The organism is Streptomyces sp. NPDC015242 (assembly GCF_043079125.1).
Classification (GTDB): Bacteria; Actinomycetota; Actinomycetes; order Streptomycetales; family Streptomycetaceae; genus Streptomyces.
Window position 1 is genome coordinate 708750 of record NZ_JBIBUF010000001.1, and the last position, 19497, is coordinate 728246.

The 19497-nt window shown below is 73.1% G+C and carries 17 protein-coding genes; 7 read left to right on the plus strand and 10 right to left on the minus strand.

Features of this window, described 5'->3' with window-relative positions; genetic code table 11:
- Positions 1-7 precede the first annotated feature (7 nt).
- The gene (locus ACF07N_RS03235) at positions 8-1072 is read left to right on the plus strand and encodes a LacI family DNA-binding transcriptional regulator (RefSeq protein ID WP_392108766.1); all 1065 of its coding nucleotides are present in this window, start codon (positions 8-10) and stop codon (positions 1070-1072) included.
- Here ACF07N_RS03235 and ACF07N_RS03240 read toward each other — a convergent pair.
- Genes ACF07N_RS03240 through ACF07N_RS03255 form a run of 4 tightly spaced genes read right to left on the minus strand, consistent with a single transcriptional unit; the run spans position 1035 to position 5645 of the window.
- Positions 1035-2414 carry a glycoside hydrolase family 32 protein gene (locus tag ACF07N_RS03240; protein WP_392107667.1) on the minus strand — a complete coding sequence of 460 codons (1380 nt, stop codon included), beginning with the start codon at positions 2412-2414 and terminating at the stop codon, positions 1035-1037. The two genes, ACF07N_RS03235 and ACF07N_RS03240, sit on opposite strands and share 38 nt — an antisense overlap.
- A complete protein-coding gene (locus ACF07N_RS03245; protein WP_383585489.1) occupies positions 2411-3265 on the minus strand; it encodes a carbohydrate ABC transporter permease in 855 nt (284 codons plus the stop codon). The genes ACF07N_RS03240 and ACF07N_RS03245 overlap by 4 nt, the downstream gene beginning before the upstream one ends.
- 17 nt (positions 3266-3282) lie before the next feature.
- Entirely contained in the window at positions 3283-4239 is a 957-nt protein-coding gene (locus ACF07N_RS03250; protein ID WP_392107671.1) for a carbohydrate ABC transporter permease, read from the minus strand.
- Positions 4236-5645, minus strand: coding sequence for an extracellular solute-binding protein (locus ACF07N_RS03255; protein WP_392107674.1), 1410 nt, complete (start codon positions 5643-5645; stop codon positions 4236-4238). The genes ACF07N_RS03250 and ACF07N_RS03255 overlap by 4 nt, the downstream gene beginning before the upstream one ends.
- A 164-nt stretch (positions 5646-5809) precedes the next feature.
- On the opposite strand from ACF07N_RS03255, the gene ACF07N_RS03260 reads away from it, so the two are divergent.
- Positions 5810-7351, plus strand: coding sequence for a glycoside hydrolase family 32 protein (locus ACF07N_RS03260; protein WP_392107677.1), 1542 nt, complete (start codon positions 5810-5812; stop codon positions 7349-7351).
- Positions 7352-7425: 74 nt separating this feature from the next.
- Positions 7426-8400, plus strand: a complete 975-nt coding sequence (locus ACF07N_RS03265; protein WP_383585498.1) for a TauD/TfdA dioxygenase family protein — start codon at positions 7426-7428, stop codon at positions 8398-8400.
- 4 nt (positions 8401-8404) lie between these two features.
- On the opposite strand, the gene ACF07N_RS03270 is transcribed toward ACF07N_RS03265, so the two are convergent.
- The 4 genes from ACF07N_RS03270 to ACF07N_RS03285 form a co-directional block, all read right to left on the minus strand.
- The gene (locus ACF07N_RS03270) at positions 8405-9433 is read right to left on the minus strand and encodes an LLM class flavin-dependent oxidoreductase (RefSeq protein ID WP_392107680.1); all 1029 of its coding nucleotides are present in this window, start codon (positions 9431-9433) and stop codon (positions 8405-8407) included.
- 74 nt (positions 9434-9507) lie between these two features.
- The gene (locus ACF07N_RS03275) at positions 9508-11013 is read right to left on the minus strand and encodes a metallophosphoesterase family protein (protein ID WP_392107683.1); all 1506 of its coding nucleotides are present in this window, start codon (positions 11011-11013) and stop codon (positions 9508-9510) included.
- A gap of 81 nt (positions 11014-11094) precedes the next feature.
- Entirely contained in the window at positions 11095-11850 is a 756-nt protein-coding gene (locus ACF07N_RS03280; protein WP_392107686.1) for a dienelactone hydrolase family protein, read from the minus strand.
- A 146-nt stretch (positions 11851-11996) separates the two neighbouring features.
- Complete coding sequence (locus ACF07N_RS03285; protein ID WP_383335765.1) at positions 11997-12617, minus strand: L-threonylcarbamoyladenylate synthase; 621 nt, start codon at positions 12615-12617, stop codon at positions 11997-11999.
- Between the two features lie 137 nt (positions 12618-12754).
- Between ACF07N_RS03285 and ACF07N_RS03290 the strand changes: the two genes are divergently transcribed.
- Together ACF07N_RS03290 and ACF07N_RS03295 are read left to right on the plus strand one after the other, a co-directional pair.
- Positions 12755-14248 carry a helix-turn-helix domain-containing protein gene (locus ACF07N_RS03290; protein WP_392107689.1) on the plus strand — a complete coding sequence of 498 codons (1494 nt, stop codon included), beginning with the start codon at positions 12755-12757 and terminating at the stop codon, positions 14246-14248.
- Positions 14249-14715: 467 nt separating this feature from the next.
- Positions 14716-14952 carry a hypothetical protein gene (locus ACF07N_RS03295; RefSeq protein ID WP_383335767.1) on the plus strand — a complete coding sequence of 79 codons (237 nt, stop codon included), beginning with the start codon at positions 14716-14718 and terminating at the stop codon, positions 14950-14952.
- Positions 14953-15014: 62 nt separating this feature from the next.
- Here the strand turns inward: ACF07N_RS03295 and ACF07N_RS03300 are convergent, their stop codons facing one another.
- The gene (locus tag ACF07N_RS03300; protein ID WP_392107692.1) at positions 15015-15464 is read right to left on the minus strand and encodes a hypothetical protein; all 450 of its coding nucleotides are present in this window, start codon (positions 15462-15464) and stop codon (positions 15015-15017) included.
- An 88-nt stretch (positions 15465-15552) separates the two neighbouring features.
- A complete protein-coding gene (locus ACF07N_RS03305; protein WP_392107695.1) occupies positions 15553-16167 on the minus strand; it encodes a hypothetical protein in 615 nt (204 codons plus the stop codon).
- Positions 16168-16229: 62 nt separating this feature from the next.
- Between ACF07N_RS03305 and ACF07N_RS03310 the strand changes: the two genes are divergently transcribed.
- The gene (locus ACF07N_RS03310; protein ID WP_392107698.1) at positions 16230-17612 is read left to right on the plus strand and encodes a hypothetical protein; all 1383 of its coding nucleotides are present in this window, start codon (positions 16230-16232) and stop codon (positions 17610-17612) included.
- A 225-nt stretch (positions 17613-17837) separates the two neighbouring features.
- On the plus strand, positions 17838-19496 hold the full coding sequence (locus ACF07N_RS03315) for a catalase (protein WP_392107701.1): 1659 nt from the start codon (positions 17838-17840) through the stop codon (positions 19494-19496).
- Position 19497 lies beyond the last annotated feature (1 nt).

The following is a 19497-nucleotide window of genomic DNA, read 5'->3' on the forward strand; positions in this document are numbered from 1 at the left end:
GGACGGCATGGGCGGTGCCGAGGAGAAGACGGCGGCGGGACCGGGACGACCCACCTCACGGGACGTCGCCCGGCTCGCCGGCGTGTCGCACACCGCGGTGTCGTTCGTGTTCAACGGCCGGGCCGACGGCAACCTCTCGCCCGCCACCCAGGAGCGCATCCGCCAGGCCGCCGCCCGGCTCGGCTACCGGCCCGACCCCGTCGCGCGTGGCCTGCGCAGCCGCCGTACGGCCGTGATCGGCCTGGTCACCGACGAGATCGCCTCCTCGCCCTTCGCCGGGCGCCTGCTGCGCGGCGCCATGGACACCGCCTGGGCCGGCGAGCACCTGGTCCTCACCGTCGACTCCGGCGGCGACCCGGCCAAGGAGGACGCCGCCGTCGCCGAGCTCCTCGACCGGCGGGTCGACGGCATCATCTACGCGGCCATGTCCCTGCGCCGCGTCCGCGTCCCCGAGGGCCTGCACCGCACCCATTCCGTGCTGGCCAACTGCCTGCCCGAGGACGACTCGCTGCCCGCCGTCGTCCCCGCCGAACGGGCCGGGGGCCGGACGGCGGCCCGGCTGCTGCTCGAACAGGGGCACCGGCGGGTGGCCCTCGTCGGCGGGCAGGACGACATCGCCTCCGTGGAGCGGCTGCGCGGCTTCCGCGACGCGCTGCGCGCCGAGGGCATCACCGTGCCGAGGGACTGGGTGGTCCGCACGGGCGGGGAGATCTCCAGCGGCCACGAGGGCGCCACACGGCTGCTCGACAGGGCACCCGCCGAGCGGCGGCCCACCGGGATCTTCGCGTACAACGACCGGGTCGCGGCGGGCGTCCTGCACGCCGCGACCCGGCTCGGGATCTCCGTCCCGGGCGAGCTGTCGGTGGTGGGCTACGACGACCAGGAGCACATGGCCGCCCACCTCGCGCCGCCCCTGACCACCGTCGCCCTGCCCCACCGGGCGATGGGGGAGACCGCGGCGCGGCTGCTGCTGGACGCGATCGGCACCGGCCGGACGCCGCCCGCGACCGTGCGGCGCCTGGCCTGCCCGGTGATCAGCCGCGCGTCGGTGGGACCAGCTCCCACCCGGTGACGGCCGCGCCGGGCCCCGTCACGCCCAACTGCCTGACATCGTCGGCCCGCTGGTAGACGCGCTCGGTGACCGTGGCCCGGTCGCCGAGGAACAGCTCGTACAGGGAGCCGTCGACCAGGACGCGTACCGTCAGCTCCTCGCCCCGCGGCACGGGGACGACGACCGGCGCTCCGGCCTCCTGGCGGGGCCAGGCGTCCCGGTCCAGCGTCACCGTGCCCGCGACCGGGTCCAGCCGCACCGTCAGCTCGGCGCCCGAGGCCGAGCGCAGCAGGCTCACGGTGGTCTCGCCGCGCGCCGTCACCGTCAGGTCGTACGCCGCGGGCAGCGCCGCCCGGCCCGGCGCGGTGACGAACGGCTCACCGGCGCGCAACCGGTCGAGTTCCGGGGCCGGGCTGACCCGCAGCGCCCCGTCGGCGTGGACACCGACGACCCGGGGGGCGGTGAGGACGCCGGCCCAGTCCGTGCCGTCCTGCTCCCGGGCCTCCCAGGACCACCCCCACATCAGGGCGCGGTCCGGCTCCTGGAGCACGGCCGGGGCGTAGAAGTCACGGCCGTGGTCGAGGCGGCCGCCCGCGCGTGCCGAGAAGCGCATCTCCGCGTCCAGACGGCCCGTCAGGTACCCGGTGGTCCACGGACGGCCGTCCCACAGCGACAGCACCAGCACCCACGCGCCGTCGCCCGCGGCGTACAGCTGCGGGCACTCCCAGCCGGTGGCCCGGTCCCCGAACGCCGCCCGGGCGACCGGGTCACGGCCGTCCAGGAGCACCCCGGTGAACCGCCAGTCGGTCAGGTCGTCGCAGTCGTACAGCAGCACCGACGGGGTGCCGTCGGCGTGTCCCGCGCCCACCAGCGCCCGGCGCCGCCCCGCGTGCCGGAAGACGAACGGGTCGCGGAACATCACCACGTCCAGGCCCTCCGGCGGGCCCGTGACCACCGGCGTGGGCAGCGGGACCCACTCGGTCAGCAGCGGGTCGTCCGGGTCGGCCGCCCGGGCCAGGCAGATCGTGCCGAGCCCGGTGTGGTGCCGGTCGACGCCGGTGTAGACGGCCGTCGGCACGCCCCCGTCGTCGACCGTGCAGCCCGACCAGCAGCCCGCCTCGTCCGGGCCGCCCGGGGTCGGGGTGAGCGCGATCGGGTGGTGCTCCCAGTGCGCGAGGTCGGAGCTGGAGGCATGACCCCAGTGGACGTTGGCGTGCACCGGGGCGTCCGGGTTGTGCTGGTAGAAGAGGTGGTAGCGGCCGCGCCAGCGGAACGGCCCGTTGGGGTCGTTCATCCAGTGGGCGGGCGGGCGGACCCGGAAGCGCGGGGCGTGCGGGTCCTGCGGGGGAGCGGCGAGGCTCAACGGTTGACTCCAGCGGAGGTGATGCCCTCACGCAGAGGGCGCTGGCCGACGACGAACACGGCGACGGCGGGGATCATGGACAGGACGACACCGGCGAGGACGACGGAGATGGAGCCGGTGCCGAGGTTGCCCTGGAGGGAGACCAGCCCCAGCGGCAACGTGTAGTTCTGGCCCGACGTCTCCAGGATCAGCGGCCGGAAGAACTCGTTCCAGTGGTAGTTGAAGGCCAGGACGCCGACGATCGCGAGGCCGGGCGCGGCCAGCGGGGCGTACACGGACCGGAAGGTCCGCCAGGGCCCGGCCCCGTCCAGCATCGCCGCCTCGCCCAGGTCCTTGGGCATGCCGAGGAAGTACTGCCGCATCAGGAACGTGCCGAAGGCGGTGGGGAACGCCGGGATGATCAGACCGAGCAGGGTGTCGGTCAGGCTCATCGACTTCAGCACCAGGAACACCGGCACGATGGTGACCTGCAACGGCACCATCATCGTGGCCAGGACGAGGCCGAACAGCGGCTTCTTGAAGCGGAACTCCAGCCGCGCGAAGGCATATCCGGCCAGGCCCGCGGTGACCATCTGGCCGGCCGCGATCAGGCCGGTGACCAGCGTGGAGTTCAGCGCGAGCAGCCAGACGTCGATCTGGTCGAACACCCCGCGGTAGGCCTCGGCGGAGGGGTTGGCCGGGATGAGCTGCGGCGGCAGGTCGAACGCCTCGGCCGGCGTGCGCAGCGAGGTGGAGACCGTCCACACCACCGGGCCGAGCGTGAGCAGGGCGCACACGGCCAGCCCGGCGATCCGCGCCCAGGGCGCCAGTCCGTGCCGCAGGCGTCCGGAGGACAGGGTTGCTTGACTCATGACAGGACTCACCCGGCTCACTGGTAGTGGACGAAACGCCGGCTGAGCCGGAACTGGAGGGCGGTGACCGCCATGATCAGGACGAACAGCAGCACACCCACCGCGGACGCCTCGCCGAAGCGCAGCTGCTCGAAGGCGGTCTCGTAGATGACCATCACGACCGTGCGGGTGGAGTCGCCCGGGCCGCCGTTGGTGAGGACGTAGGGCTGCTCGAAGACCTGGAGCGCGTTGATGATGCCGACGACGGAGGCGACCAGCAGGGTCGGCGACAGCAGCGGCAGGGTGACGCTGAGGTGCTTGCGCAGGCCGGTCGCGCCGTCCAGGGCGGCGGCCTCGTGGATCTCCTTCGGGATGTTGTTCAGGCCGCCGACGAACAGCAGGAACGAGAAGCCGAACTGCTGCCAGACGTAGACCAGGACCACGGTCGCCATGGCCGCGTGCTCCGAGGTCAGCCAGGGCACCGGGGTGATGCCGACGAAGCCGAGCAGCCAGTTGATCACTCCGAAGTCCTGGTTGAACAGGTACTTCATCACCACCGAGATCGACGCCGCGGACAGCACCAGCGGGAAGAAGAAGGCCGAGCGGAACACCGACCGCAGCCACACCGGCATGCGCCCGTTCACGGCCAGCGCGAGCGTGAGCGCGACGAGCAGTTGCAGCGCCACGGCGAGCACCATGAACACCAGCGTGTTGCGGAAGGACACCAGCACGGTCTCGTCGCCGAACACGTCGCCGTAGTGGGAGAATCCCGCGTACGACGGGGAGTCGATCACGTTCCAGTGGAAGAGGCTCAGCACCACCGAGCCGGCGATCGGCACGACCGTGAAGACGACGATGCCGACGATCGTCGGGGCCAGGAACAGCGTGGCGAGCAGCCGGGTGCCGCGGTCGCGGGCCGGGGGTCGCCCCGGCGCCGGGGACGGGGACGGCCCGGGGCGCGCGGCCCGGGCGGGCGGGATCCGAGTGTTCGTCATACCTCACGCTCCATGGCCTTCTCCAGGTCGCCCTGCATCCGGCGCAGCGCCGGGCGCACCGAGCGCGGCGAGGCCAGCGCCGTGCCCGTGTGCTTCAGCAGCACCTGCTCGACCTCGGCGACCTGCGGCGGCGCCGGGATCGGCCCGGTGTCGGGGAAGCGGTCGAGGGTGTCGTAGAAGACCGGCCAGTGCGCCGGGCCGGTCTTCTCGTACCGGTCGGCGGTGAGCAGCGAGCGGCGGGCCGGGGTCGTCTGGTTCGTGGCGAACAGCCGCTCCAGGGTGTCCTTGCGGGCGGCGTACTTGATGAACTCCCACGCCTCGTCCTGCATCGTCGAGGTGCGCAGCAGCGCGTAGCCGGCCGCCCCGTACTGCATGCGCTGGGTGCGCCAGCGCGGGAAGTACTGCACGTCGAAGCCGTCGCGTTCCATGCCGGCCAGGTGCAGGCCGCCCGCCCAGAAGCCGCCCGCGGGGGTGACGCCGACCCGGCCGGTGGAGAACACGCCGATGAGGTTCTGGCCGTTGCCGCCCTCGGGGCGGGTGCACAGACCGTCCTGGATGAGCGAGGCCAGATAGTCGTAGACCTCCTCCACCCGGTCGTGCGTGGCCTGCGGGGTCGTCCAGCGGAAGCCGCCGCCGCGGCCCGCGCGCTGCCCGGCCGGGTAGAAGCCGTCCCACAGCCATCGGCCGCCGGGCGCCTTGGACTCGGCGAGCAGGTTGGTGTCGTTGGCGAACAGCCAGGGCACCACGCCGCCCCAGAGCCGGTTGGTCCAGAAGTACGGCGTGAAGCGCGCGCCGCCCGTCCTCTTCATGTCCCGCAGCAGCGCCGTGAAGTCGTCGCGGGTCCAGTCGGCCGGCGGGAACGCGGCGCCCGCCCGCTGCAGGACCTGCCGGTTGAAGTACATGTCGGCCGCGTTGAACTCCACCGGGAGCTGGTACAGGCTGCCCTCGTACATCATCGACTCCACCAGCGAGGGGTGGACGTCGGCGAAGTACTCCGTCAGCTCGGCCGCGTCCCGCTTCACCCACCTGTCCAGGGCCACACCGAGGCGCCGGGCGAACAGCTGCACGCCCTCGGTGGCGACGTAGACGAGGTCGGGGGCGGTACCGGCGGCGACCTGGGTGAGGATCTTCGCGAAGAAGTCCGACCAGTCGACGGCCTGGACCGCGTTGATCCGCAGCCGGATGTCGGGGTGGAGCTCGGCGAAGCCCTCCTGGAGCGTGCGGATGGCCTCCGGCCCGTAGGCGGGGCCCAGCGTGGCGACGACGAGGGAGCCGTCGTCCCGGCCGGGGATGTCGGCTCCGGTGAGCCGGTCCCAGTTCGCGGCGGTGCCGGCCAGGGCGGCGGCCCCCGCGCCGTAGGCGCCGTACCGCAACAGGGCGCGGCGGGTGAGGTGCGAGTCGGTCATCGTGTCAGGGGCCTAACTCGTGTTAGCCGTGGGGTGATGCCCCAGATGATGTGAGCGCGGCGAGGTGCTGTCAAGGCGCGCGACCGCTTGACCTTTAACGAGTTAGGTTCGAAAGTTCTGAACCCGTGAGCCACCGTTTCCGACGCGAGGAACTGAGGTGTGAGATGGGCGGGATCACCAGGAGAGCGCTGTTCGCCGGGTCGGCCGTGGGGGCCGCCGGAGCCCTGCTGCCCACGGCGGGCCCGGCCGCGGCCAAGCCCCGTACGGCCGGCGCGAGCTACCGCGCCGCGTACCACTTCACCGTCCCCGGCCAGTGGAAGAACGATCCGCAGCGCCCGGTGTGGATCGACGGGGAGTACCACTACTACTACCTGCACAACGCCGACTACCTCGCCGGTGAGATCGGCACCGCCTGGCGGCTGGCCACCAGCCGTGACCTGGTCTCCTTCACCGACCGGGGGATCGCCGTGCCCAAGGACACGACCCCCAACGGCGACGTCTGGTCGGGCTCGGCGGTGGTCGACAGCGGCGACACGGCGGGCTTCGGGGCGGGCGCGGTGGTGGTCCTGGCGACCATGTCCCCGCACGACGGTCCGGCCGACCAGGCCCAGTACCTGTACTACTCCACCGACGGCGGCCGCACGTTCGCCCCGCACGGCACCGACCCGGTGCTGCCCAACCCCGGCGTGCGCGACTTCCGCGACCCGAAGGTGATCCGCGACGAGGAACGCGGCCGGTGGGTGATGACCCTCGCCGAGAACGACAAGGTGGGCTTCTACCACTCCACCGACCTCAGGTCCTGGACGTACGTGAGCGGATTCGTGCGGCAGGGCATCGGGGTGCTGGAGTGCCCCGACCTGTTCCGCATCCGCGCCGCGGACGGCACGGTGAAGTGGGTGCTGGGCGTGAGCGCCAACGGCAAGGGCGCCGGGCTGCCGAACACCTACGCCTACTGGACGGGCACCTTCGACGGCACCGCCTTCACCGCCGACGCGGCCGAGCCCCAGTGGCTCGACCACGGCTGGGACTGGTACGGGGCCGTCACCTTCGAGAAGCACGCCGCCGACGGCACGGTGGACGAAGCAACGCGGTACGCGATCGGCTGGCTCAACAACTGGGACTACGCCCACATCACGCCCACCATCGACAGCGACGGCTTCAACGGCACGGACTCGATCGTCCGGGAGGTGACCCTGAAGCGCGGAAGCGACGGCACGTACCACCTCGCTTCCCGGCCGGTCGCCGCGCTCGACCGGTACGTGACGCGCACGGTGCGGCTCGGCGACCTGGCGGTGGAGGGCACCCGGCTCCTCGACCACCGCGGCACCGCCTACGAAGTGAGCTGCGAGATCACCTGGGACGCACTCGCGGGAGCCGGGCTGCAACTGCGGCGCTCCCCGGACGGGGTGCGGCACATCGACGCGGGCATCCACCGGGACTACGCGTTCCTCAACCGCCGCCCCTCGGTGTCCCCCGACATGACCGGCCGCTTCCAGGAGAGCCGCAGCCCCTTCGACCCGGCCCGGCGCGCGGTGCGGCTGCGGATCCTGGTGGACCGCACGTCGGTGGAGATGTTCGTGGACGACGGCCGGTACACGCACTCGTCGGCGGTCTTCCCCTACCTGGTGGACACCGGGCTCGCGCTGTTCACCACGGAGGGCCGGGCGGTGTTCCGGGACGTCGTGATCCGGGAGTTCACCGTGTGAGGCGGTGTCGCCACCGGCGGGGAACGCTGTCACGATCTCCGGGACGGACCTGGCACACGAGCAGCGGAGTGCGCATGACGACGGACAGCCGGACGACGGACGAGGCGGCGCGGGAGGCCGGGGTGGAGGTGAAGCCCGTCGCCGGGTACATCGGCGCCGAGATCCACGGCGTCGACCTGGCCGGCGAGCTCGACGACACCGTCGTCGCCGCGATCAGGGCGGCGGTGCTGCGGTGGAAGGTCGTGTTCTTCCGCGGCCAGCGGCTGGACCACGCCGGGCACGTGGCGTTCGCGCGGCGGTTCGGGGAGCCGGTGGTGCTGCCGCGCCGGGGCACGGCCTCGCCGCCGGACTTCCCGGAGATCGAGACGACCGCCGACCGGCTGGAGCTGGGCGGACGGTTCGGCATGGAGCACGACGAGTGGCTGCGGCGCCGCCGCCACACCCTGCTGCGCGGCTGGCACTGCGACCACGGCGCCCGCGTCGACCCGCCCGCCGCGACGATCCTGCGCGCCGAGACCGTCCCGCCCTACGGCGGCGACACCACCTGGGCGAACCTGGCGGCCGCGTACGCCGGACTCTCCGCGCCCCTGCGTGCGTTCGTCGACGGGCTGCGGGCCGAGCACCGGCTCGGCGTCGGCTACCAGCCCCGGCCCGGCGACGACGCCTACGTCCGTCACCTGCTGGACCGCCAGGTCGCCTCGCTGCACCCCCTGGTGCGCGTCCACCCCGAGACGGGCGAGCGGATCCTGTACGTCAACGGCTACTACGTCGAGCAGATCGCCGGCCTCTCCCGGCCCGAGAGCGGCGCGATCCTGGAGCTGCTGCTGGAGCAGGCGGTCCGGCCCGAGTACACCGTCCGGTTCCGGTGGGAGCCGGGCAGTGTGGCCTTCTGGGACAACCGCGCCACCATGCACCTGGCCCCCGGCGACACCGCCCACCTCGGCCATCCGCGGATCATGCACCGCGTGATGCTCGCCGGGGACGTGCCGGCCGGGGTGGACGGCACCCCGTCGGAGGCGATCACCGGGAGCGCGCCCGGGCGGTGGTGACGCGTCAGGCGGCGGGCCGCCAGCCCAGCGCCGGGCCCAGCTTCGTCGCCATGTCGGTGAGGATCTGCACGTAGTCCTCGTGCGCGAAGGTGAACGGCAGCGCGAACGCCACCTCGTCCACCTCACGGAACCCGGCGTGCGCGCGCAGCCGCTCGGCGATCTCCGCCGAGGTGCCCACCAGGTCCGGCGCGAACAACAGGCGCGCCGGGCCCTGCGGCTCGGCGGTGCGCGGGGTGCGCCGCGCGGCGCACTCCTCGTACCGGGCCCGCTGCCCGGGCGAGGCGGAGTCCGTCGGGATCACGACCAGGCCCTGCGAGACCCGGGCGGCCTCGCCGTCGGGGTGAGCGGCCCGGAAGGCGCGGATCTGGGCCGCCTGGATCTCCGCGAAGTCGTAGGGCCCCTCGGGCTCCTCCGCCTTCACGACGCTGCTGGTGAGGAGGTTCATGCCGTGCTCGCCCGCCCACCGGGCCGAGCGCAGGCTGCCGCCTCCGTACCAGAGGCGGCGGCCGAGGCCCGGGGAGTGCGGCTGCACCCGGTCCGAGAAGGTCTCGAAACCCTCCACGCCGCTGAAGTCCGTCGCCGGCTCGCCCCGCACGAAGTCCAGCAGCCGTTCCACCCGCCTGTAACCGAAGTCCTCGGCGTCGGCCGTGTCCGGATAGAGGGCGCCCTTGACCTGCTCGAAGTGCATCGGCGGGCCCACGCTCACGCCCGGGTTGAGACGGCCGCCGGACAGCAGGTCGACGGTGGCCAGGTCCTCCGCAAGCCGCAGCGGGTTCTCCCAGCCGAGGGGGATGACCGCCGTGCCCAGCTCGATGCGGCGGGTGCGCTGCGTCGCCGCGGCCAGGACGGCGACGGGGGAGGAGATGCCGTACTGGAGGTGGCGGTGGCGCACCCACGCGCTGTCGAAGCCGAGTCGCTCGCCCAGCTCGACGATCTCCAGCGTGGACTCGTGTCCCCGGCGCGGATCCGCCTCGTCGAACAGCCCGATGGTGAGGAAACCCAGCTTGCGCAGCGGTCGTGGAGTCGGTGGCACGAGCCCTCCATCATTGAAGCTTCAATGGCCTATGGCTGTGCCAACCCGGTGGCGGTCCGGGCTGTTCCCGCCTGTCAGCGCAGCGGGATCGTCACCTCGTCCTCGACCGGCGGGTCGATCTCCTGGGGCCGGTTGCCGGTGGCCGCGTAGCAGCGCAGCCGGACCGACTCGGGTGAGACGTCCAGCCGCAGGAAGCACTTGAAGAAGGGCGGGCTGTACGTGGCCGAACCCGGCGAGAACACCGACGTGTAGATCTTGCGCACGGGCAGCCGCAACCGCCGCACCCTGCCGGGACGGCTGCCGGTGCCGAGCAGCGCCGCGACCAGCCGGGCCCGCCGGGTGACGCGGACCGGTGTGCCCGGAGCGCGCGCGGGCCGGATGCCGAGCCGCTCGGCGATCACGGCCGTCGCCTCCGCCTCGGTGAGCGTGAAGAAGCGGCGCAGCCGCAGCCGGCGGCCGTAGAGACGGCTGTAGAAGGCGAGGGAGTCGCCGCGCAGCGGATAGCAGGGGAAGTCGTCCTCGGTGACGCCGGCGACATCGACGCGCGGGATGGTGTGGGTGGCGTGCATGAACGCCCCGCCGCCGCCCGCGACGACGTACTGGAGCGTGCGCCCGTCGTCCAGCCGGACGGGATAGCGCTGGTAGTTGTGGATGTCGCCGCCGATCGCCGCCACGTAGTGGTGCGCCGGGTCGCGGACGATGCCGTCGACGGTGCCGCCGCCCTCGATCGGGCACGGCTCGTGCCGGCCGTCCACGTACAGGGGCGAACCGGTGACCAGGATCTTCGGGCGTGGCCCCGCGGAGACCTCGCGCAGCCAGGCGCCCTGCTCGGCGTCGAGGGTGCCGAGCAGGCCGGTGTCGATGCCGACGATCCGCACCGGCCCGGCGTCGATCGCCCAGTACGGGCCCGGCTGGACGGCCTGCTGCGCGGGGTCGGACCGCAGCGCCCGCGCCGCGGCGAGATGCCGTCCGTCGTCCGGGCGCGGCCGGTGCCACAGCAGGGACCGCAGCCACGCCCGGGTCAGCGGCCGGGGCCGCGGCTCGGGCGGCAGGGGCGGGGCGTCGCCGCAGAAGACGCGCATGAAGCCGCCCAGGTCCTCGTACCAGTCGTGGTTGCCGGGTATCGCGTACACGGGCGCCCGGTAGTCGCGGTACGGGCGGAAGAACTTGTCGCCGTAGTCGTCCGCGCTGCCCACCGGATAGATCACGTCACTGGCCAGCACCGCGAAGCTCGTGTCCTGACCCGCCGTCAGCAGGCCCGGCACGACGGCGTACTGGGGATCGTCGCCCTCGCCGGTGTCGCCGATGACCAGGAACGAGAACCGGTCCGGGTCGTCGCGGCGGACGACCTTGCCGGCCGGCGCGCCGGCGGCCTCGCGCTGCGCCACCCAGCGGGCCCGGGTCCGGCCGGTGGGATCCCCCAACCAGGAGGCCAGCACACCGTTGCGGGCCGCCCACAGCATCCGGGGATCCAGCCAGGAGATCTTCTCGGTCCGCGGCGGCATCAGCCGCTGGTACGCGCCGCGTTCGGCAGCGCCCCAGCCGGCGCCCTCCGGGGTGTCGCGTGAGGAGTCGGGCACCGGTGCACCGTAACAACCGGACCGTGCCTGCACGGCGGGCGGGTCCTCACCGCCCGCCGGGCCCAAAGACGGCGAACGAGGTCAGAAGGTGCGCTTGAGCAGGTCCAGCAGCGCCGCCCAGTGCCGCCGGTCGCCCTCCTCGTGGTACGCCGCCGTGTCGGCCTGCGTGAACCCGTGGGGCGCGCCGGTGTACACCTCGCAGCGGTGCCGGACGCCCGCCGCGGTCAGGGCCTCCTCCAGGCGGTCGATCTGCTCCGGCGGCAGGGACGGGTCCTGGTCGGCGTGGCCGAAGTACAGCTCGGCCGTGACGGCACCGGCCACCAGGTGGGGGCTGTCCGGCGTGTCCGTCGCCAGCCGCGCGCCGTGGAAGCCGGCCGCGGCCGCGACCCGCTCCGGATAGGTGCCGGCGGTGAGCAACGACAGCCGAGCTCCCATGCAGTAGCCGGTCAGCGCCACCGGGCCGTCGACCGCCAGGGGCGACTCGGCCAGCCAGCGCAGATACGCGCCGGCGTCCCGCATCGCCACATCGTTCGTCAGGGCCCGCATGACCGGCGTGATCCGTTCGAAGAGCTCCGGACGCGCCCCCGGGTCGATGAAGTCGGGCAGGTCGAACAGCGGGGCGCGTCCGGCCCGGTGGAAGACGTTGGGCACCAGCACGGTGTAGCCCTCGCCGGCCAGCCGGTCCGCCATAGACCGCAGCCGCGGACGCAGACCGAAGGCGTCCATGAAGAACAGGACCGCCGGACGGGCGGTCCCGTCCGCCGGATGGGCCAGATAGGCGTCGGCGGTGCCGTCCCCGGTGGGGATGTCGACGGTGGTTCCCTGTACGGCGGTCATGGCTGGGCTGCCTTCCTGCGGGGGTCGGGGCCAGGAACCCGTCCGCGTCACCGGGCGGATCATGGTCATCGTGGCACGGCCGTCGCGGGGCACCGCCCCCGCCCCCGGCCCCGTGGCCCCACCGTGAACGGCCCTTGGGGCGCCCTTTACTCGAACCGTGACGTGTCGCCCGCGCCCCGCCGGACGATCTCGGCCTCCCCGCCGGAGAAGTCGATGACCGTCGTGGGCTCGGTGCCGCACTCACCGGAGTCGACCACCGCGTCCAGGACGTGGTCCAGCTCGTCCTTGATCTGCCAGCCCTGGGTCATCGGCTCGTCCTCGCCGGGCAGCAGCAGGGTGCTGGACAGCAGCGGCTCGCCCAGCTCCGCGAGCAGGGCCTGCGTGACCACGTGGTCGGGGATGCGCACCCCGACCGTCTTCTTCTTGGGGTGCTGCAGCATGCGCGGCACCTCCCGCGTCGCCGGCAGGATGAACGTGTAACTGCCGGGCGTCGACGCCTTGATCGCGCGGAACACGTCGTTGTCGATGCGCACGAACTGGCCGAGCTGCGCGAAGTCCTGGCACACCAGGGTGAAGTGGTGCCGGTCGTCCAGCTTGCGGATCGTGCGGATCCGGTCGATGCCGTCCCGGCTGCCCAGGCGGCAGCCCAGTGCGTAACAGGAGTCCGTGGGGTAGGCGACAAGGGCGTCCGCGCGGATGCTGTCGGCGATCTGGCCGATGGTGCGCGGCTGGGGGTTGTCGGGGTGCACGTCGTAGTACTTCGCCATCCGCCGAGCTTATGCCGCCCGGGCGGGGCGATGACGCAGGGCCGGGCGCCGGGACCGGGGGCGGCTGCCGCGCAAGGGCTGGGGTAACGTCCCCGACCGGTGCGCCGAAGGCGGTGCGAACAGGGAGGAAGGCCCAGGTGGGTGGCCGAGAGGACGGGAACCGGCAGCGGTGGACGCGGGCCGAGGCGAGCCCGGCGTGGGCGCGGGAACTGCTGGAACACCTGCGTCCGGCCGGCCGCGACATCCGCAGGGTCGTCGCCTGGCTCGCCCGCGCCGTCGACGGGATGGTGGCCCTGCAGGACGCCGGCGGGAACCTCGTCGCCGGAACCCGGCTGGACCTGGACGAGGACCTCGTCGCGGACATCACCGCCGGCCGCATCGCCTCCGCCGCGTGGGAGAGCCGGGAGCACCACCTGCGCCTGGTCCGGGTGGAACACCCCTACGACACCTGCGTCCTGGCCGTCTCCCGGCCCGCCCCGTTCGACCGGCGGGCCTTCGACGTCGTCACACACACCGCACAGGTCATCGAACTGCTGCTGACCGCCCGCGAGTCGACCGAGGCCGGGCACCGGCTCCGGCGCGCCACCTCCGACCTGCGCCTGGCCATCCTGCAGCTGCTGATGGTCGAGGACACCATCGCCGCCCGCCGCGTCGCCGCCGGACTCTGGCCCGGACTCCTCGACACCGAGACCGCCTGCGTGTACGTCGTCGAGTCCGACCCCGCCGCCCGGGACCGCATCATCGCGGACTGCCTCGACCGCACCAGGGACGACGCCCTGGTGGTGCGCTGCCCGGCCATGGACGGGCACGTGATCGTCGTCAGTCCCCGGGAGACCACCGGCGACGCCCTGAAGTCCCTCGTCGGGCGGCACCGGGACACCTACCTCGGCGGCAGCGTCCGGCAGAGCCTGGCCCGGACCGCCACCGCCTACGGGCAGGCCGTCAGCGCCCTCGCCGTCGCGCACCACCGGCCCGACAAGACGGCCGTCTACGCCGAGCGCACACACCCCGAACGCCTGATGGACCCGGCGGCGCTGCGCGCCTGGACGGCCCGCCTGCTGCGTCCGCTGGACACCCTGCCGCACCACACCCGCGCCGAACTGCTGGCCACCACCCGCCTCGGTCTGGAGTTCACCGCCGTCGCCACCGCCAAGGTCCTCGGCGTCAGCCGCAACACCGTCCGCGCCCGCATGGAACGCGTCGAAAGCCTGCTCGGCACCGACTTCACCGACCTCACCGTCCGGGCCGTGGTCCAGCTCGCGCTCAACACCCAGGTCGGTCTCGCCGACGCCCCGGCCCCGAGCGACACCCGCGACCCGGGCCCGGACCTCGCCGACCTGCTGTCCGGGCCCGCCCTGCGCACCTGGGCCGAGGGACTGCTGGGCCGCCTGGACGCGGACGCCAGGAACCCCCGCCGGACGCTGCGGGCCTGGATCGCCGCCGGCGGCAACGCCGAGCGGGCCGCGCAGAGCCTGGGCGTGCACGCCCAGACCGTGCGCGAACACGTCCGTAGCGCCGAACCCCTCCTGGAGCGCCAGCTGCTGGCCACCGGCGGTGACCTGTACGAAGTCGTGCTGGCCCACCTCGCCGTGGGCGACCTCGGCCTGCCGGTGCTGCGGCCCCGCCGGTGACGGGTTCGCCTCCGGGACAAACGGCCGGCCGTCCTCCGGGGGACGAACCAGGGTCATCCGGACTCGGCTGTGCACGGGTGAGCCCTGGTGAGCGCGCAGCGGGCATCGACGCGGTTCACAAGCCCGCGACCCTGGACGTAGGTTCAGGACATCGCGGGGGCACGACCGGAACGGGGGACCGGTCGCGCTCCCGCGCCCTGCCCGGCGCCCGGCCGCCCCGGCGCCCTCGGCCGGCCTCGCACGATGGACGGCGACTTCTCTCCGCACGTGACCGGTGACCGCCCGCATCCGGGGTGGGTGCCGGAATCGCCGTGCGCGTCAGGCGAGTTGGCGGCGTGCGGAGATCCGTCCGCTCGCACGTGACCGGAAAACCACCGCATGTGACGACCCCGGGCCGTGTGCCCCGCCGGAGGCCGGGTACCCGTCCGGCGCCCGAAGAGGTCCGCTCCACAGAGAAGGAGGTCCGAATGAGCAGCGAGACGGAGACCGGCGGCGCCACCGGCACGCAGGACAAGGACTACAACCTGATCTGGTACGTCGAGGCGTGCCTGAGCAACGCCCTTCGCCTGGAGGGTTACATCCAGGACGCGGAGCGCGCCAAGGACACCGAGGTCGCGGATCTGTTCCGCAAGGCCCAGGCGGACAGCCGCAAGGGCGCCGAACTGGGCAAGAACCTGCTGCGCGCCCGCCTCAGCGAGGGCTGAGAGCGCGCGCACGGACGGCCCGGACCCCGGCGGGGCCCGGGCCGTCGGCATGCCGGGACGGTTCAGCCCGCGTACACCCTGCCGTCCCTCACCACGTAGTGCGCGGGCTCCGAGCAGCCCAGGGACGGCGTGAGCAGCAGGCTCACCGTCAGCGGAGCGGGCTCGGTGCTCGCCGCGGAGAACTCGCAGACGGCACCCTTGCCGGTGAGCGGGTACCAGAACCAGCCGTCCACGTCGCCCACGGTGACCCGGTCGGACTCCTTCCAGGCGCCGCCGGACTGCGTGTAGACCTGCAGGCGCACGGAGGCGGCGTACTCGTCCTCCGTGGAACGCAGCGCGGTCAGCGTGATCCGGTAGTCGGACCCCAGGGTGGACGAGGCGATCTGCCGCGTCTGGGGCGCGGTGGTGCCGGCGCTCGACGCCCCGGCACCGGCGGCGCCCAGGGCGGCGGCCATCGCGACGGTCAGGGCCGCGGTCGCGGCGCGGCGCGTGCGGTTGCGGTTCAGGCTCATGTGTTCCCCCCGTTGGAACGAGTCTGTCGGAGTGATGTGTTCACCACGGTGGAGAAGACACGTCACGCCCGGCGGGGGTTGTACGCCGTCACAGACCGAACACCCCACCGACCCGCTCGGTGAGCCGCTCCACCGTCAGCGTGCCGTCGACGGCGAGGGAAGGCAGCCCCAGCCGCGCGGTCTCCTCCCGCAGCCGCGCCGTGAAGAGATCGTCCCGTACGGCGAGGTTGTGCCCGGCCCGTGCCGGATCACTGGTCCGCTCGGTGAAGCTCCCCCCGGGCACCGCCCGGCTCCGGAACGCGGCCCGGCGGAACCGAGGCGTGGGAAGCAGCCAGACCGCGTGTCCCGGCCCCGGGAGCAGCGGCTCCACCAGGTGCGGCAGCAGCCGGAACCCCTCGACGAGGACGCACGGCTCGCGCGGCATGCGCAGCAGGTCCTCGACGATCAGGCCGAATCCCTCACCGGCGAACCAGTGGAACGTCTCCAGCATGACCTCGGGGGAGCGGCGCACCCACCGCTCGTCCATGTCCATGGCCAGGAACGCGTGCAGCAGCGGAGCCTCCTCGGCGGTGCTCCGGCGCGCGTGGTCCGCCATGGCGTCGTCGGTCGAGTAGAGCCGCCAGCCGTGCCGGTCGGCGAGGCGCCGGGCGACCGTCGACTTGCCCGCGCCGCTGCCGCCCCCGATCCAGTAGACGTGCCGCACGCCTGGTCCTCCCTGTCCTCACGGCCCGGTTGTCAGTGGCGGGTGCCACGATGCCGGACGTCATGGAGTCGTCACCATGGCATCCGGCGGAGCGGAAGGGGGCGATCGTGCGCAGGCCGGTCGTGGGAGAAGCGTTCGTGCATTACGGCCAGATCTACGTCGAGAGCGACCCCGAGTCCTTCGGGCCGGACTTCCTGGAGGCGTTCGCCGGCCAGTCCGCGGGGCTGTGCGGGGCGGCCGTCCCGGGCGCGCTGTGGCTGCAGACCGGGCTGCACACCGGGGACGTCGGCTTCACCGTCGAGGTCCACGAACAGGCCCCGCCGCTCGACGCTGTCTGGGAGGACGTCGTGGAGGTGTCCTTCCGGCCCGTCTCGGCGGACAGCAGGCTGGTGCAGTGGGCGGGGGAGGCCGCCTGGCCGCTCGGCCTGGAGGAGCGGGACTACCGGGTGCGGTACTGCGCCCAGGGCATGGACCGGGCGCACCAGCAGGACACCCGGCCGGACGAGGTACCGCAGCTGGACCGCTACCTGCTCCTGTTCTGGCCGGCCCCGCCCGGGCCGGACCGTGTCCTGAAGCAGACCTCTGCCGTCGCCGCCCACTGGCATTCCTTCGCCCGCGAGCAGCCGCCTCCGCCCACGCCGGCCGAACGCGCCGAGGCCGAACGCCGGGAGCGGCTCGCCCGGGAGAAGGCCGAACGGGAGAGCCGGCTCGCCTTCGAACGGTGGCAGTGGGGTGGGCACACGCCGACCCCGGCCCTGCGTGAGGCCGAAGGCGACGTCCGCGGCCTGCGCGACTTCGACCCCGCGCTCCTCCTGGCCATCGACGCCGCGGGTCCCGCCGTCCAGCGTGCGGTGGCCGTGCTCGCGGCCCGACGGGCGTGCGAGGCGGCCGGGCTGGACGGTCTCGACTGGGTGGCCGACGGGCTGACGGCCCTGGCCCAGGGCGGCGAGCTGCCCCCGCCGTTCGACGACGACGCCCGCATGTGGGAGGCCCTGGCCCGCGACCCTCGCGTCCCGGACCGGACCGTCGGCAGGGCCGTCCCGCCGGAACGGCCGCCCTTCGAGTCGCCGTCCGCGGTCCCGGGCGACTTCACGTCATGCCCCCGGCGGGCGGAAACGGCCATCGTGGGCCCGGCCGGGGCCTTCGCCCGTGCGTCGAGCTCCTCGCCGGAGCCGGGCCACGAGGGGAGCGGTGTGCCGGCCGCGAGCGCTGCGTCCGACGCCCTGATCGTCACATGGGGCTCATTCGAGAGACTCGACCCGTCCCTGCGCATGTCCCAGCCGCACATGGCGCTGCCCGCCGTGCCGGCGGCCGCCGGGCCCGACCCGCTGCGGGCGGCCGCCGGCGCGGTGTACGCGGCGGTGACCGCGTACGGGGAGAACCACCGGGTCCTGCTCGACGAGATCAGGTCCACCGTGGAGGGGGCCGCCCCTGAGCACCCCTGAATCAGGGGCGCCCGCTGAATCAAGGTCGCCCGCCCCACCGGCCCGCCAGGGGCCGCGGTGACCCGCCGGGCCGGTGGTTCGCGTGGGCCGGACGGTGGGAACCCGGCGGGCTCGCGTGAGTGATCCCGTCCGGCCGGGTACCCGGACGTTCCGCCATGACCGGCCGGGCGGCCGCTCGTCGCGCCGCCGGCCGGCCGCCGGTTTCAGCCGAAGGAGCCCCTGCTTATGACGGACGTATCCGGTACCGGTCCCGCTCCGGGCGACGACCGCAAGGTCCTCACCAATCGCCAGGGCCATCCGGTCTACGACAACCAGAACCAGCGCACCGTCGGCGCCCGCGGCCCGGCCACGCTGGAGAACTACCAGTTCCTGGAGAAGATCAGCCACTTCGACCGCGAGCGCATCCCGGAGCGCGTCGTGCACGCCCGCGGCGTCACCGCCTACGGCCACTTCGAGGCCTACGGCACCTGGGGCGACGAGCCGATCAGCCGCTACACCCGGGCCAAGCTCTTCCAGGAGCGCGGCAAGCGCACCGACGTGGCCGTCCGCTTCTCCACCGTCATCGGTGGCCGGGACTCCTCCGAAGCCGCCCGCGACCCGCGTGGTTTCGCCGTGAAGTTCTACACCGAGGACGGCAACTGGGACCTGGTCGGCAACAACCTGGGTGTCTTCTTCATCCGCGACGCCATCAAGTTCCCGGACGTCATCCACGCCCTCAAGCCCGACCCGGTGACCTTCGAGCAGAAGCCCAACCGCATCTTCGACTTCATGTCGCAGACGCCCGAGGCCATGCACATGCTGGTCAACCTGTTCAGCCCGCGCGGCATCCCCGCCGACTACCGCCACATGCAGGGCTTCGGCGTCAACACCTACAAGTGGGTCAACGCCGAGGGCGAGACCAAGCTGGTCAAGTACCACTGGATGCCCAAGCAGGGCGTGCGCAGCATGACCGAGGAGGACGCGGCCAACGTCCAGGCCGACACCCTCGGCCACGCCACCAAGGACCTGTACGAGGCGGTCGAGCGCGGTGAGTACCCCGAGTGGGAACTGCTCGTGCAGATGATGGACGACCACGACCACCCCGAGCTCGACTTCGACCCGCTGGACGACACCAAGACCTGGCCCGAGCAGGACTTCCCGCCGAAGCCGGTGGGCCGGATGGTGCTGGACCGCATGCCGAAGGACTTCTTCGCGGAGAACGAGCAGATCTCCTTCGGCACCGGCGTCCTCGTCGACGGCCTGGACTTCTCCGACGACAAGATGCTCGTCGGCCGGACCTTCTCCTACAGCGACACCCAGCGCTACCGGGTCGGCCCGAACTACCTCCAGCTCCCCGTCAACCAGGCCAAGAACGCCGACGTGCGGACCAACCAGCGCGACGGCCAGATGGCCTACCGCCAGGACGGCGGCGGCGAGAACCCGCACGTCAACTACGAGCCGTCGATCACCGGCGGCCTGCGCGAGGCCCAGTACCCCACGCACGACGAGCAGGGTCCCGAGATCACCGGCCGGCTCACCCGCAAGCGCATCCCGCGCACCAACGACTACCTGCAGGCCGGTCAGCGGTACCTGCTGATGGAGGACTGGGAGCGCGACGACCTGGTGAAGAACTTCGTCGGCCAGCTGTCGCAGTGCGACCGGGCCATCCAGGAGCGCATGGTCTGGCACTTCCTGCTGGTCGAGAACGACCTCGGCCTCAGGGTCGGCGAGGGGCTCGGCATCGCCCCGGAGGACGTGGCGGACCTGGAGCCGCTGGCGAGCCAGGACCTCACGGACGAGGACCGCGAACGCCTGTCCAGGCTGGGCAAGAACCAGCCGCGCGACGTGGAGGGCCTCACCATGACCCACTGCGTCCCCGACGAGCGGCACGTGGTGACGCGCTGAC